General features: G+C 33.9%; 15 protein-coding genes. All 15 read left to right on the plus strand.

What is annotated here, in order from left to right; genetic code table 11:
* The first annotated feature begins 85 nt into the window (after positions 1–85).
* Entirely contained in the window at positions 86–832 is a 747-nt protein-coding gene (trmB, locus tag FPB0191_RS02250; protein WP_052236697.1) for a tRNA (guanosine(46)-N7)-methyltransferase TrmB, read from the plus strand.
* A gap of 157 nt (positions 833–989) precedes the next feature.
* The gene (locus FPB0191_RS02255) at positions 990–1,862 is read left to right on the plus strand and encodes an MBL fold metallo-hydrolase (protein ID WP_052236698.1); all 873 of its coding nucleotides are present in this window, start codon (positions 990–992) and stop codon (positions 1,860–1,862) included.
* Positions 1,863–2,018: 156 nt separating this feature from the next.
* Complete coding sequence (locus FPB0191_RS02260; RefSeq protein ID WP_052236699.1) at positions 2,019–3,173, plus strand: histidine-type phosphatase; 1,155 nt, start codon at positions 2,019–2,021, stop codon at positions 3,171–3,173.
* A gap of 149 nt (positions 3,174–3,322) precedes the next feature.
* Positions 3,323–4,234: an SPFH domain-containing protein gene (locus FPB0191_RS02265; RefSeq protein ID WP_039106493.1), complete on the plus strand. Its 912-nt coding sequence runs from the start codon at positions 3,323–3,325 to the stop codon at positions 4,232–4,234.
* Between the two features lie 23 nt (positions 4,235–4,257).
* Positions 4,258–4,722: an NfeD family protein gene (locus FPB0191_RS02270; protein WP_039103694.1), complete on the plus strand. Its 465-nt coding sequence runs from the start codon at positions 4,258–4,260 to the stop codon at positions 4,720–4,722.
* A 93-nt stretch (positions 4,723–4,815) separates the two neighbouring features.
* A complete protein-coding gene (locus FPB0191_RS02275) occupies positions 4,816–6,429 on the plus strand; it encodes an ABC transporter substrate-binding protein (protein WP_039103696.1) in 1,614 nt (537 codons plus the stop codon).
* A 473-nt stretch (positions 6,430–6,902) separates the two neighbouring features.
* Entirely contained in the window at positions 6,903–7,919 is a 1,017-nt protein-coding gene (gene dppB, locus FPB0191_RS02280) for a dipeptide ABC transporter permease DppB (RefSeq protein WP_039103699.1), read from the plus strand.
* Positions 7,920–7,935: 16 nt separating this feature from the next.
* Positions 7,936–8,859 carry a dipeptide ABC transporter permease DppC gene (dppC, locus tag FPB0191_RS02285; RefSeq protein ID WP_039103701.1) on the plus strand — a complete coding sequence of 308 codons (924 nt, stop codon included), beginning with the start codon at positions 7,936–7,938 and terminating at the stop codon, positions 8,857–8,859.
* 11 nt (positions 8,860–8,870) lie between these two features.
* Entirely contained in the window at positions 8,871–9,845 is a 975-nt protein-coding gene (gene dppD / locus FPB0191_RS02290; RefSeq protein ID WP_039103703.1) for a dipeptide ABC transporter ATP-binding protein, read from the plus strand.
* A complete protein-coding gene (locus FPB0191_RS02295; RefSeq protein ID WP_039103706.1) occupies positions 9,838–10,839 on the plus strand; it encodes a peptide ABC transporter ATP-binding protein in 1,002 nt (333 codons plus the stop codon). The genes dppD and FPB0191_RS02295 overlap by 8 nt, the downstream gene beginning before the upstream one ends.
* A gap of 354 nt (positions 10,840–11,193) precedes the next feature.
* The gene (locus FPB0191_RS02300; protein WP_039103709.1) at positions 11,194–11,583 is read left to right on the plus strand and encodes a RidA family protein; all 390 of its coding nucleotides are present in this window, start codon (positions 11,194–11,196) and stop codon (positions 11,581–11,583) included.
* Positions 11,584–11,748: 165 nt separating this feature from the next.
* A complete protein-coding gene (locus FPB0191_RS02305; RefSeq protein ID WP_039103712.1) occupies positions 11,749–12,387 on the plus strand; it encodes a thiol:disulfide interchange protein DsbA/DsbL in 639 nt (212 codons plus the stop codon).
* 149 nt (positions 12,388–12,536) lie between these two features.
* Entirely contained in the window at positions 12,537–13,730 is a 1,194-nt protein-coding gene (locus FPB0191_RS02310) for an amino acid aminotransferase (protein ID WP_039103714.1), read from the plus strand.
* 16 nt (positions 13,731–13,746) lie between these two features.
* Positions 13,747–13,878, plus strand: coding sequence for an entericidin A/B family lipoprotein (locus tag FPB0191_RS11850; RefSeq protein ID WP_082018210.1), 132 nt, complete (start codon positions 13,747–13,749; stop codon positions 13,876–13,878).
* 74 nt (positions 13,879–13,952) lie between these two features.
* The gene (locus FPB0191_RS02315; protein ID WP_162485145.1) at positions 13,953–14,471 is read left to right on the plus strand and encodes a hypothetical protein; all 519 of its coding nucleotides are present in this window, start codon (positions 13,953–13,955) and stop codon (positions 14,469–14,471) included.
* Positions 14,472–14,480 lie beyond the last annotated feature (9 nt).

Genomic DNA, 14,480 nt, shown 5'->3' on the forward strand with positions numbered 1-14,480 from the left:
TGTAAGAATTATCAATTGGCAGTTATAGTCAACTTACGTTAAACTATTCAATTAAATTAAATCAATTGTAGTTTAAAATAGTAACATGAATCAAAAATTCGTAAATAATGATCAGCCTAATATTATGACGTCTCAAATTATGGAGGATGGTAGACCAAAACGACAAATACGTAGTTTTGTATTAAGGCAAGGTAGATTAACAAAAGGGCAAGAACAAGCATTAGCAAAATTATGGCCTACGTGTGGTATTGATTACAATAATCAACAGCAATTAGATTTTCATCAGCTTTTTAATAATGATAACGCTACTGTACTAGAAATTGGTTTCGGGATGGGGGCTTCATTTGTTGAGATGGCGAGTAAGCAACCAAATGAAAATTATTTAGGGATTGAAGTACATCGCCCTGGTGTTGGGGCGTGTTTAATGGCAATTGATCAGCAACATTTAAAAAATGTTAGAGTCATGTGTCATGATGCAGTAGAAGTACTTGAAAATATGATACCTCATGCATCTCTTAGTAAAGTACAAATCTTTTTTCCTGATCCATGGCATAAAGCAAAACATAATAAACGCAGAATTATTCAACCTGAATTTATACAATTATTAGGTAGCAAGTTAAAAATGGGCGGAATGATACATTTAGCGACAGATTGGCAAAATTATGCCGAACATATGTTGGAAGTTTTAACTCATGCACCTGGCTTTCAAAACCTTTCTTTAGATAATGGATATGTAGCAAGACCAGAATATCGACCTATGACAAAATTTGAAAAAAGAGGTTTAAATTTAGGTCATGGCGTGTGGGATTTACAATTTTGTCGGGTAGAATGACCAGAAATATTTCGCCAAAATTGCTATAACTGTGTTAGATTAAGCAACATTTCATAAAAAATATATTTTTAATCAAAATACCAACAAAATTAAAAAATAATATCAACATGATGTCGATTACTAAATCGCATCATGTTAATTATAAGTAGGAGATGAAATGGCTTTTCTTAAACGCAATCTTTTTATATTTTTTGTAGCTCTTATGCTATCAGCATGTACAGCACCTAAAAACTATAAAGTTATATCAGGGGCTGTTCATAATACTGGTTCTGACTCCATGTTCCCGGTAACCGCCACTATTTTATATACTGAAGATCAAGCTATGCTAATTGATACTCAGTTTACAAATAAAGAAGCACAACAAATCGTTGAGGAAATTAAAAAAAGCGGTAAACCGTTAACTTTAATTTATATTAGTCATGGCGATCCTGATTTCTATTTTGGTTTAGATACTGTTTTAAATGCTTATCCTAATGCTCATGTTATCGCAACAAGTGCAACGGTTGAAAAGATCAGACGCGAAGGTATTGGGAAATTAAAATATTGGCGTAAATACATCGGTGATCAAGCGCCAAAACGCATTGTTATTCCAACTGCACTGACAAGCAATACGTTTGATTTTGGTCAAGATTCATTTATTGTAAAAGGCGACGATCCAAATCGAACTTATTTATGGATGCCAAAACAAAGAATGATTATTGGCGGTTCTTTATTGTCAAATAACATGTTCATCTGGACGGCAGATGCTCGAACATCTGAGCAACGAATGCTTTGGGATAAAACAGTTTTAGAAATGCGTAATCTATCACCAAGAATTACTATACCTGGACATTACTTAGGTAATGATCCTGTAGCAAATGAATCTATTGAATTTACACATCAATATATTAATACCTATGATGAGGTATTAAAAAGCAACCATTCAATTTATGATATTGTTCGTAAGATGAAAGAACATTATCCCCAACTTGGCGGTGATCTTAATCTAGAAGTTAGTACAACAATAATTTTAAATAACGCTAATTTCTAATAAAAATAGCTACTGATGAATCTGACATGAAAAAGATGAATTTATTTCATCTTTTTCATGCTGTGCTTTATTTTGAAAAAGGATAGTTAACATAATAAATATCACATAAAATAAAGGTTCACAGGGATTATTTTGCATACAGTAGGTAGATACATTATGAATGAGTATCAATTAGAGCAAATACTTGTCATTAGTCGACATGGTATTAGAACAGCATTACCCGAAACTTTACGTTTATTAGAGACTGTCACTCCTAAAGCATGGCCACAATGGGATAGCGCTCCAGGTTACTTGACCAATCGGGGAGGTATTTTGGAGAATTATTTTGGTGCTTATTTTAAAAAATGGATGCAGCAACAAAATTTTGAAGTCTCTCCTGATGAAGTTTTTGTCTATGCTAATAGCATTCAGCGAACGGTTGCAACAGCTCAATATTTTACATTAGGTGCATTTCCCGGATTAGATGTTCCAATTAATCATAAATATCCTATTCAACGAATGGATCCTATTTTTGACCCTGTTGTACGTGATGATTCCGAAATCTTTAAGCAGAGCGTGATTAAAGATATTCAACATTACACCCACTCCCAGTTTTTAATTGAACAGTTAAATCTACAACTTAAACCAGCTTACGAATTATTGTCAGATATCCTCGATTATCGACAGTCACAATATTATCAAAAAGTACAATGTGAATTGGCAGACTTACCTAGTTCATTTAATTTAATTGTAAATGAAGAACCAATTATTAGAGGTTCATTAGCTGTCGGAACTGCAATAGCTGATGCATTACTATTGCAGTATTATTCTGGTTTTACAAAGCAAGATAATGCTTGGGGACTGATAGCTACCGAAGAGCAACGGGCAATGATTGCGAATATTAAAAACCAATATATAAATTTGTTATTTAAATCACCACTATTAGCAAAACATATTGCCAAGCCATTAGTTGAATTCGTTAATCAAATGTTTCAGCAACAACATAAATTAGTCATACTTGTTGGGCATGATTGCAATATTGCTGCTATTACAGGTGCTTTAGGTTTTAAAGATTATCAATTACCGCATCAAATTGAGGAAACGCCAATTGGTGGTAAGTTAGTTATTCAACGCTGGCGTAATAAGCACGATCAACAACATTATTTTAAAGTTGAATATATGTATCAAACTATAGAACAATTACATTTGGCCAGTGAGTTGACACTTAATAATCCTCCAATGCACCATCCACTTGAGATCGATGGTTTAAATAAAAATGAACAAGGTTTCTATTTTTGGAGTGATTTAAAAAAACGGATATCGAATATTTGACAGAATTGACAATTAATTTATAGTAATTACATAAAATTTACATTTTAATTAAATTTATTTTAATCATTTCTTCAGGACAACTGAGGAAAATGATTTTTATAGCCTACAAAACAACTATTTTTTTACAATTAGAAAGAGAAGAAATTAACATGTCTATATTTTTCATTGCAGTCTTAATTTTGGTTATATTAGCGTTAATTACTGTTTATAAAGCAATTACAATTGTTCCTCAAGGTTATGAGTATACAATCGAACGTTTTGGCAAATATACGCATACTTTAGAACCAGGTTTAAATATTATTATTCCTTTCATGGATATGGTGGGGCATAAAATAAATATGATGGAACAAGTTTTAGATATTCCATCCCAAGAAGTAATCTCTAAAGATAACGCAAATGTTCAAATTGATGCTGTTTGTTTTATACAAGTGCAAGATGCAGCAAGAGCCGCCTATCAAGTCAATCAGCTAGAAAGAGCCGTTATAAATTTAATGATGACGAATATTCGTACTGTATTAGGTTCAATGGAATTGGATGAAATGCTATCTCAACGTGATCATATTAATAGCCGTTTATTAAGTATAGTAGATGAAGCTACCAATCCTTGGGGAGTGAAAGTTACCCGTATTGAAATTCGTGATGTGCGCCCACCAACAGAATTAATTGCCGCAATGAATGCACAAATGAAAGCAGAACGTAATAAACGTGCTGAAGTATTGGAAGCTGAAGGGGTAAGGCAGGCAGCTATTTTACGTTCAGAAGGGGAAAAACAGTCTGAAATTCTTAAAGCGGAAGGTGAAAGACAAGCGGCATTCTTACAAGCTGAAGCCCGTGAACGTGCAGCGGAAGCGGAAGCAAAAGCAACCAAAATGGTATCTGAAGCGATTGCATCAGGTAATATTAATGCCCTTAATTACTTTGTAGCACAAAAATATACTGAGGCATTACAACAAATTGGTTCAGCTAAAAATAGTAAAGTTGTGATGATGCCATTAGACGCAAGTAATTTAATGGGAAGTATAGGTGGTATCGCTGAATTATTAAATAACGCAAAGAAATAATCATTTAAAAACTGAGAATAAAAATGACCTATAACGTTGTATCAACTATATATAATAGTCCGCATTGGTTTTTCTTAATCTTAAGTGGGATATTGCTCATTGTCGAATTATTAGGAACTAGTGGTTATTCATTATGGAGTGGAGTTTCAGCTTTTTTTGTCGCCATTATCGCTTGGATAATACCATTATCATGGACTTTCCTCTGGATTATATTTGCAATATTAACAATGGTAACGGCTTATGTATGGTTTTTGTGGTTAAAACATAAAAATATGAATCAATCGAAAAAAAGGGCTTTAAATCAACCTAAAAGTGATTTGATTGGTATTAAAACCGTGGTTGTCGAAGCTATTACTAATGGTAATGGTAGAGTAAAAATCAACGATGGCACATGGATGGCAACAAGCGATCAGAATTTAGCTGTCGGTGAAAGAGTGGTAGTAGTTGATGTTGACGGACTTATTCTAAAGGTCAACAAAATACAATGATGAAATGTCATATTTGTTATATGCCAAAAAATTCTATTTAGTTGGGTTTTGGTTGTTTATTTTGAATGATTAAAAATTTATAGAGGAAATAAAATGAGCAATTTAAGGAAATTTAAGCGGAAATTAATATTAGGAGCAGGTTTACTTGCCATGCTGGCAAGCAGCAATATTTATGCCGCCGGTACACTTGTTTATTGTGCAGAAGCTTCGCCTGAAAATTTCAATCCCCAATTGGTGACGAGTGGAATTTCATTAGATGCTAGTGCTGTACCCGTCTTCAATCGTTTAGTTGATTTTAAACTCGGTACTACAGAAATCATACCATCTATTGCTAAATCTTGGGAAATTGATGATTCTAAAACTGCTTATACGTTCCATTTACGTGATGATGTTAAATGGCAAAGTAATAAAAACTTCAAACCTACACGTAATTTAAATGCTGATGATGTCATTTTTAGTTTTATGCGTCAAAAGGATGCTAATCATCCTTATCACAATGTATCTGGTGGTCAATATGAATATTTCACCAGTATGGGCATGGATTCTTTAATCACAAGTATTGAAAAGGTAGATGATCATACGGTTGTTTTCCATCTTGCCCATCAAGAAGCGCCATTTTTAGCAGATATGGCAATGTCATTTGCTTCTATTTTGTCTGCGGAATATGCTGATGCTATGATGAAAGCGGGTACACCAGAAAAATTCGATTCAAATCCAATAGGTACAGGTCCATTCACGTTAGTACAATATCAGAAAGATTCACGTATATTATTTAAAGCAAATCCAGATTATTTTGGTGAAAAAGCGAAGCTCGATCGCTTAGTATTTACCATTACGCCAGATGCTGCTGTGCGTTATGCAAAATTACAAAAAGGCGAATGTCATGTAATGCCTTATCCTAATATTGCTGATGTCCCTCAAATGAAACAAGATAAAAATATCGTTGTAGATGAAATGGCTGGTTTAAATATTGGTTTCCTTGCTTATAATATGGATAAACCGCCTTTAAATGATATAAAAGTCCGTAAAGCGCTTACTTTAGCTATTAATAAACAAGCCATTATTGATGCAATATATCAGGGTGCGGCGGAACCTGCTAAGAATTTCATTCCACCAACTATGTGGGGTTATAATAATGACGTGCAAGATTATCCTTATGATCCAGAACAAGCAAAGCAACTTTTAAAAGAAGCCGGTCAAGAAAATGGTTTTACTATTAATCTTTGGGCAATGCCAGTACAACGACCTTACAATCCTAATGCACGCCGAATGGCAGAGATGGTTCAAGCTGATTGGGCAAAAATTGGCGTAACTGCTAAAATCGTTAGCTATGAATGGGGTGAGTATTTAACCCGTGTACGTAATGGTGAACATGATGCATTATTTATGGGGTGGAATGGCGATAATGGCGATCCTGATAATTTCTTCTCAGTTCAATTGAGTTGTGATGCAGTTAAGGGTGGCTCAAATTACGCACACTGGTGTTATAAACCGTTTGATGATCTAATACAACAAGGTCGAGTTGAATCTGATAAGGAAAAACGTACAGAACTGTATAAACAAGCTCAAGTGATTATGCATGAGCAAGTTCCATTATTTTTAATTGCGCATTCAATGGTTTATATACCAGTACGTAAAGAAGTAAAGGGATACATAATGGATCCATTATCCCTACATAATTTCAATCAAGTAAGTATTGAAAAATAATGTTGTTTGGTTATCAACTTTTTTATAAGTCCTGTTCCACTAACAGGACTTTTTATATTGTGTCTTTTTTAATGTTAAGTTATTTACCAAAATAATAAAAATTATATTTTTTTGTTGAAAATATTAATCAACAAAATCGAAAATTAGAAATATTAAAATAATTATTTTCTTACTTTTATATGATTGTAACTGAATTTATTCGAATTATGTTGAATAGATGATATATGATTGTGAGTATAGACAAATAATCAGAATTAACTATACTTTAGTGCCTAATTTTTATAAGAGTAATTAAATGGTTGAAGCAGTTATTTTCGAATCTAAATATTAATAACGCTCTCAAGGAAGTGAAATTAAAACACCGCACATTATTTAATTGAATAATTAAATAAAGCACTCTTAATATTTTCGTGAATATATTGCCTAACTATATAACATAACAAATCATAATATAATAAGCAAAGAGCAAAATCATGTTCCAATTCATTCTAAAACGACTTGGTATGATAATACCGACTTTCTTAGGTATTACTATTTTAACCTTCGTTTTCGTGCACCTCATCCCCGGTGATCCAGTATTAATATTTGCTGGAGAACGAGGCGTATCTCCTGAAAGGCATGCTGAATTAATGGCACAGCTTGGTCTGAATAAACCCCTTTATCAACAATATTTTGATTATCTCATTGGTATCTTCAAAGGCGATTTAGGCGTTTCATTTAAAAGCCACGTACCGGTTTGGGACGAGTTTGTTCCACGCTTCAAAGCTACTTTTGAGCTTGGAATGTCGGCGATGTTATTTGCTGTTGTTTTTGGCGTGCCTATTGGCGTACTTGCAGCAGTGAAAAGGGGGTCAATATTTGACCATACAGCAATTAGTTTATCGTTAACTGGTTATTCCATGCCAATCTTTTGGTGGGGAATGATGCTAATCATGTTGGTATCTGTACATTTCAATTTAACACCAGTTTCAGGAAGAGTCAGTGATATGCTATTTTTAGATGATAGTAATCCTCTGACTGGCTTTATGCTAATTGATACGTTGATTTGGGGAGAAGAAGGCGATTTTATTGACGCTGTACAACACCTGATTTTACCATCCATGGTCTTAGGCACTATACCACTGGCAGTTATTGTTCGTATGACACGTTCATCAATGTTAGAAGTACTTAGTGAAGATTATATTCGAACTGCCCGAGCTAAAGGTCTCAGCCGTTGGCGAATTGTGTTAGTGCATGCTTTACGTAATGCGATGATTCCCGTCATTACCATAATTGGTTTACAGGTTGGTTCAATGCTTGCTGGTGCTATTTTAACTGAAACAGTCTTTTCATGGCCGGGTATTGGTCGTTGGCTTATTGAATCATTACAACGGCGTGATTATCCCGTTGTACAAGGTGGCGTTTTAATCGTCGCGACTTTAATCATTTTGGTTAATTTAGTCATTGATATGTTATATGGCATTATCAATCCTCGAATTCGTCACAAATAATAAGAGTATTTTGCCCATGAATGAAAAAAATTTATCAGAAACGATCATTGAGCAAGATGCAACAAATTACGCACCTAAGCCAATGACACCATTACAAGAATTTTGGTTTTATTTCAAAAAAAATAAAGGTGCAGTTGTTGGATTAATCTACATTTTACTTGTCGTATTTCTAGCAATTTTTGCCGATTTTGTTGCCCCACATTTACCTTCTGAACAATTTAGAGATTCCTTACTCGCCCCTCCAGTTTGGATGGAAGGAGGAAGTTGGCAGTTTATATTGGGTACGGATGATGTTGGACGCGATATTTTATCACGCTTAATATATGGTGCTCGTTTATCTCTTTTAATCGGTTGTTTAGTCGTAATTCTGTCACTTATCTTAGGGATTACCTTAGGGCTTATCGCTGGGTATATTGGTGGAATTGTCGATACAATGATTATGCGTATTGTTGATATTATGTTGGCATTACCAAGTCTCATTTTAGCATTGGTTATGGTTGCGATTCTTGGACCATCTATTGCCAATGCAGCTTTTGCTTTAGCATTTATCGCCTTACCTCATTATGTGCGTTTGACTCGTGCTGCAATGTTATCTGAAGTTAATAAAGATTATGTTGTTGCTTCGAAAGTTGCAGGTGCTGGAGCTTTTCGTCAAATGTTTATTAATATCCTTCCAAACTGCTTATCACCTTTGATTGTTCAGGCTTCCCTTGGTTTTTCCAATGCAATTTTAGATATGGCAGCATTAGGTTTTCTGGGAATGGGTGCTCAACCACCGACACCAGAATGGGGAACAATGCTATCTGATGTTTTACAATTTGTACAATCGGCTTGGTGGGTTGTTACATTCCCTGGACTAGTCATATTAATGACAGTGCTGGCATTTAATTTAATGGGTGATGGTTTGCGTGATGCGCTTGATCCTAAGTTGAAACAGTAAGGGAGTGAATTATGGCATTATTAGAAGTTAATGAGTTAGCTGTTCAATTTGGCGATTTTAAAGCTGTGGATCGAATTAGCTATCAAGTAGAACAAGGTGAAGTAGTCGGAATCGTAGGTGAATCTGGTTCTGGCAAATCTGTTAGTTCATTAGCCATAATGGGACTAATTGATTTTCCTGGAAAAGTAACTGCGAAAGCCTTACATTTTGATGGACAAGACTTGAAAACAATTTCGGAAAAAGCCAGACGTAAAATTGTTGGTGCTGATGTGGCGATGATTTTTCAGGACCCGATGACCAGTCTGAATCCATGTTTTACAGTAGGTTATCAAATTATGGAGGCGCTAAAAATCCATCAAGGTGGGAGTAAAAAACAGCGCCGCGATCGTGCAATTGAATTGCTTAACTGTGTCGGTATTCCAGATCCTGAAAATCGTTTAAATGTTTATCCACACCAACTTTCAGGCGGAATGAGTCAACGTGTAATGATTGCAATAGCAATAGCTTGTAATCCTAAGTTATTAATTGCAGATGAACCTACCACAGCCTTAGATGTTACTATTCAAGGTCAAATTATCGAGTTACTATTGGATCTGCAGAAAAAAGACAATATGGCATTAGTATTGATTACTCATGATTTAGCGTTAGTTGCAGAGTCAGCAAATAAGATTATTGTAATGTACGCTGGACAAATTGTAGAGATCGGTGATGCCAATATAATATTTAAAACACCATTGCATCCATATACACAGGCTTTACTCAATTCATTACCTGAATTTACAAAAGACAAACAACGTCTTGCCTCATTATCTGGTGTAGTTCCTGGTAAATATGATCGACCACTAGGTTGCTTATTAAATCCTCGCTGCCCTTACGCTGATGAGAAGTGTAGAACAAGTGAGCCAGCATTACATGCTTTTGGCAAAAACCGACAAGTGAAATGTCATTATCCTTTATCTATAGAAGGACATCCAAACTATGAATAATTCTACAACCAATCCATTGCTATTAGAGGCAAAAAATCTTAAACAGTACTATAACGTCAAAAGCGGTGTATTTAAACGTCAAACAAAACACGTTAAAGCTGTTGATGGTGTTTCTTTTACCCTTGAGAAAGGAAAAACATTGGCCGTTGTGGGTGAATCGGGATGTGGCAAATCGTCGCTAGCCAGAATGCTAACAATGATTGAACGACCAACTGCTGGGGAACTGTATTTTAAAGGGAATAATTTATTAGAATCTGATCCTAAAATGGATAAATTGCGCCGTCAAAAAATCCAAATTGTTTTTCAAAACCCTTATGCATCATTAAACCCGCGAAAAAAAATTGGTACGATTCTTGAAGAACCGTTATTGATTAATACTGATTTATCTAAAAGTGATAGGAAAGCTAAAGTATTAGCAATGATGAGTAAAGTAGGTTTGAAAGAGGAATTTTATAATCGATATCCGCACATGTTTTCAGGCGGACAGCGACAACGTATAGCTATTGCCCGAGGATTAATGCTTGATCCTGAAATTGTTGTAGCAGACGAACCTGTCTCAGCTTTAGATGTCTCTGTTCGTGCTCAAGTTCTAAATTTGATGATGGATTTACAAGAAGAATTAGGATTATCATATGTGTTTATTTCTCACGATTTATCAGTAGTTGAGCATATTGCAGATGATGTTATGGTAATGTATTTGGGACGGTGCGTGGAACAAGGTGATAAAAATAGCATATACGATAATCCACAGCATCCTTATACTCAGGCTCTTTTATCTGCGACACCACGATTAAATCCTGATTTAAGAAGAGAACGAATAAAATTGACTGGGGAATTACCAAGCCCATTAAATCCGCCGACAGGGTGTGCATTTAATGCTCGTTGTCGATTAGCATTTGAGCATTGTACTCAACATCAACCGCAATTAGTTGATTATTGTCAACATAAAGTATCATGTTTTTATGTTGAAAAACAGGCTAGGCATGCTGAATAATAATGTGTAGTTATAAAATGTTAGATATAAATTTATATAATTACTAATTGTAATAAGGCAATAATTCAAATGTAATGTGTTAGAAAATTCATTAATATGTTTTATTGTCTTTTATAAATATAAATCAATCATTTATTAAGACTTTTTCGTTAGTATTTTTTAATTATTTCCTACTAATAAAAGCACTTTATCTCTTTTTGATAAGTCAATTATTGCACTCCTTTAGCATTTTGAATGCAGAATAAAATAGATTCCTAAGATTTAAAGTTTTACACTTTTGTCGTTTTTACTTATATACTAGTTTGGTGAAAGGTATGATATCTATAATAACACTTTATTAAAAGGTCAGTAGAAATGGTAAAAATTATAAATTCTGAACATGCTCCAGCGGCAATTGGTCCTTATGTACAAGCTGTTGATCTAAATCAACTTGTTTTCGTTTCTGGGCAAATTCCAATTGATGTAAAAACAGGTCTAATGCCACAAGATGTTAGCGAACAAGCAAAACAAAGCTTAGCAAATATAAAAGCAATCTTAGAGGCTGCTGATTTAACACCGGCTAATATTGTTAAAACTACGGTATTTCTAGCTGATTTGAATGATTTTGCTGCTGTGAATGCCGTATACGAGCAGTTTTTTATTGATAACCATGCGACATTTCCCGCACGTTCATGTGTACAAGTTGCACGAATTCCCAAAGATGCCAAAGTAGAAATAGAAGTGATTGCTTCAAGAAACAAATGAAAAACGTTTTCGAGGAAATAAATATTAAATAACATTTATCGATTTAAAATTGATTGATGAATGTAAATATTCTTAATATTTTCAATTACTTATTGCGTTTTATTAAGATAATAAATATTATTATTTAATACTTGGTTTCGTATATAAATATAATGGAGTTACCATATGATTAGATCTATTTTAAGAGTATCTTTAATTACTTTATCTTTCTTTATTGTCGGTATGGCAAATGCTGAACTAACGGAAAATAAAGATTATGTAGTTTTAAAAAACCCGCCAACATATGAGAATATTCCTCAAGGCAAAGTTGAAGTAATTGAATTCTTTTCATATGGCTGTTCTTATTGTTATAAATTGGAACCAGAACTTCTAGCTTGGTTAACAGAGCAATCACCTAATGTTACTTTCAAACGTATTGCTATACCTAGAAAAGGTAAATGGTTTGCTTATGCACGACTTTATTATGCTCTAGGTTTAATTTCTTCTAAGGAACAAGCTAGAATCACACCATTAATTTACAATGCCATCCATGAACAAAAACTAAATCTTGAAGATGATAATGAGTTATTAGATTGGGCTGCTAGCGAAAATGTTGATCGTGAGCAACTCGCAAAATATTATCAATCTGTTGATGTGGACAAATCTATTGCTCAAGCATTTGAATTAGCTAAATCTTATGAGTTGCAATATGTGCCAACCATTATTGTAAATAATAAATATCAATTACAGTTAGATAGTTCAAATAATTATGCTGGAACAAAGGAAAAGTTAGCTGAATTAGTTAAATTAGCTGAAACAAATTAGTCTTTTGTTTGTTATCTAAAATTAAAGATAATTATGCGTGATAATAAAGAGTATTTTAACAAATAAAATGATGGATATTGATTGGCAAAAGGCTTGATGTAATAATTTTGATGTTAATTAATACTATAATTTAAAAATAAGGCTTTATTATGTTTGAAAGTGTTGAACCATATGCAGGGGATCCAATATTATCTTTAGTTGTTGATTTTAATAACGATAAAAGAGATGGTAAAGTTAATCTAAGTATTGGCTATTACTATGATGAGAAGGGTATAGTGCCACAATTAACTTGTGTTAAACATGCAATTGATGCACTGTATCAATCAAGAAATTCAGCAGCATTATATTTACCAATGAGTGGATTGGCTAAATATTGTCAATCTATTCAACACTTATTATTTGGTGAAGATAATCCAATTATTAATTCCGGTCGAGTGGTAACGATCCAAACATTAGGCGGATCGGGTGCATTAAAAGTGGGGGCTGATTTTCTATATCGTTATTATCCTAATTCACAAGTATGGGTGAGTAATCCTACTTGGGATAATCATAAAGCGATTTTCGGTAGAGCGGGTTTTAAAGTTAATTCATACCCTTATTTCGATAGCCAAACTGGTGGTGTAGACTTTAATGCAATGCTCGAAACTTTAAGTAAACTACCAGCAAAGAGCATTATTTTACTCCATCCTTGTTGTCATAATCCTACTGGTGCTGATTTAACAAATGAGCAGTGGGATCAAGTTATTTCTGTACTTAAACAGCAAGATTTAATTCCTTTTATGGATATCGCTTATCAAGGTTTAGCTAATGGTATTGATGAGGATGCTTATGCAATTCGAGCTTTAGCTTCATCGGGTTTATGTGGTTTAATTAGCAATTCCTTTTCTAAGGTCTTCTCCTTATATGGTGAACGGGTCGGTGGCTTATCAGTAATCTGTGATGATCAGCAAATAGCAAGTCGCGTTCTCGGTCAATTACAGGCAACAGTACGTTGTATATATTCTAGCCCTCCTAATACCGGTGCACAAATTGTTTCACATGTATTAAATAATCCGCAATTAAAAGCATTATGGATTAGTGAAGTTAATGCTATGCGTGATCGTATTAAACAAATGCGGATGAGTATGGTACATACTTTAAAACAAGCAGTGCCCAATCGGAATTTTGATTATTTGTTACTACAACAGGGGATGTTTAGTTATACAGGTTTAAGTGAATCACAAGTTGAAAAATTAAAAAACGATCACGCTATTTATTTAATTAGCAGTGGTCGTATGTGTGTTGCTGGATTAAATGATCGTAATGTTGTCAGTGTCGCCAAGGCGTTAGCCAAGGTTGTTTAAATTAAGGAGAAATCTAATGCGTAAATTAGTATTAATATGTTCAAGCCTCTTATTAATTCTTGCTGTTTCAGGTTGTCATACGGTAAATGGTGTTGGCGAAGATATCCAATCTGGTGGAGAAGCATTATCTCACGCATCAGGGCAGTAAATTGATTTGATTAAAGGAGAAGGGGGGTTAACGTTATACAAATAATTATAGTTAACATTACCCTATTATATAATATGAAAAATAATTTCTTTTTTTTGAGTTTGTTGGCAGTTTTATTGACAGGATGTCAGGTACTTAATTTTAAGACAGAGCCAGCTACTATACCTGATTGCCAATATAACAAGTTATCAGGTACTGAATTTCAATTCGATAAATTAGCAGAAAATCAAATAAACAAAGGTTTTAATCATGTTTATGTGGCGCAAAGTCGAGCCAGTGCAACGCTTTCAGCTAAATATCAAAATATGCATGGTAAACTAACGGGAAAAGTATTTGAGGTTAATTATCGTAAGATTAATAGATGGGGACGCCAAGCATCGATCTATGATCTTTTTTATGATAATAATGATAATGAGGATATCTATTTAACACCACAACAAAAGGAAAAGCGAGATAAAGAAGCAAAATATGTTTTTTATCAAGCAATCTTAACGAATTGCCAAGTCGTTTATGTATCTGTTAATTCATTAGCTGATACTAAATTTAATCCACAATTAGTAAACGATAAAGGGCTGACACTAATAAATTACTAAAACGCATTT

The organism is Frischella perrara (assembly GCF_000807275.1).
Taxonomy (GTDB): Bacteria; Pseudomonadota; Gammaproteobacteria; order Enterobacterales; family Orbaceae; genus Frischella; species Frischella perrara.

Bases quoted from the DNA above. Each gene is read 5' to 3' on its own strand.
- trmB (WP_052236697.1), top strand. From the start codon at position 86: ATGAATCAAAAATTCGTAAATAATGATCAGCCTAATATTATGACGTCT.
- FPB0191_RS02255 (WP_052236698.1), top strand. From the start codon at position 990: ATGGCTTTTCTTAAACGCAATCTTTTTATATTTTTTGTAGCTCTTATG.
- FPB0191_RS02260 (WP_052236699.1), top strand. From the start codon at position 2,019: ATGAATGAGTATCAATTAGAGCAAATACTTGTCATTAGTCGACATGGT.
- FPB0191_RS02265 (WP_039106493.1), top strand. From the start codon at position 3,323: ATGTCTATATTTTTCATTGCAGTCTTAATTTTGGTTATATTAGCGTTA.
- FPB0191_RS02270 (WP_039103694.1), top strand. From the start codon at position 4,258: ATGACCTATAACGTTGTATCAACTATATATAATAGTCCGCATTGGTTT.
- FPB0191_RS02275 (WP_039103696.1), top strand. From the start codon at position 4,816: ATGAGCAATTTAAGGAAATTTAAGCGGAAATTAATATTAGGAGCAGGT.
- dppB (WP_039103699.1), top strand. From the start codon at position 6,903: ATGTTCCAATTCATTCTAAAACGACTTGGTATGATAATACCGACTTTC.
- dppC (WP_039103701.1), top strand. From the start codon at position 7,936: ATGAATGAAAAAAATTTATCAGAAACGATCATTGAGCAAGATGCAACA.
- dppD (WP_039103703.1), top strand. From the start codon at position 8,871: ATGGCATTATTAGAAGTTAATGAGTTAGCTGTTCAATTTGGCGATTTT.
- FPB0191_RS02295 (WP_039103706.1), top strand. From the start codon at position 9,838: ATGAATAATTCTACAACCAATCCATTGCTATTAGAGGCAAAAAATCTT.
- FPB0191_RS02300 (WP_039103709.1), top strand. From the start codon at position 11,194: ATGGTAAAAATTATAAATTCTGAACATGCTCCAGCGGCAATTGGTCCT.
- FPB0191_RS02305 (WP_039103712.1), top strand. From the start codon at position 11,749: ATGATTAGATCTATTTTAAGAGTATCTTTAATTACTTTATCTTTCTTT.
- FPB0191_RS02310 (WP_039103714.1), top strand. From the start codon at position 12,537: ATGTTTGAAAGTGTTGAACCATATGCAGGGGATCCAATATTATCTTTA.
- FPB0191_RS11850 (WP_082018210.1), top strand. From the start codon at position 13,747: ATGCGTAAATTAGTATTAATATGTTCAAGCCTCTTATTAATTCTTGCT.
- FPB0191_RS02315 (WP_162485145.1), top strand. From the start codon at position 13,953: ATGAAAAATAATTTCTTTTTTTTGAGTTTGTTGGCAGTTTTATTGACA.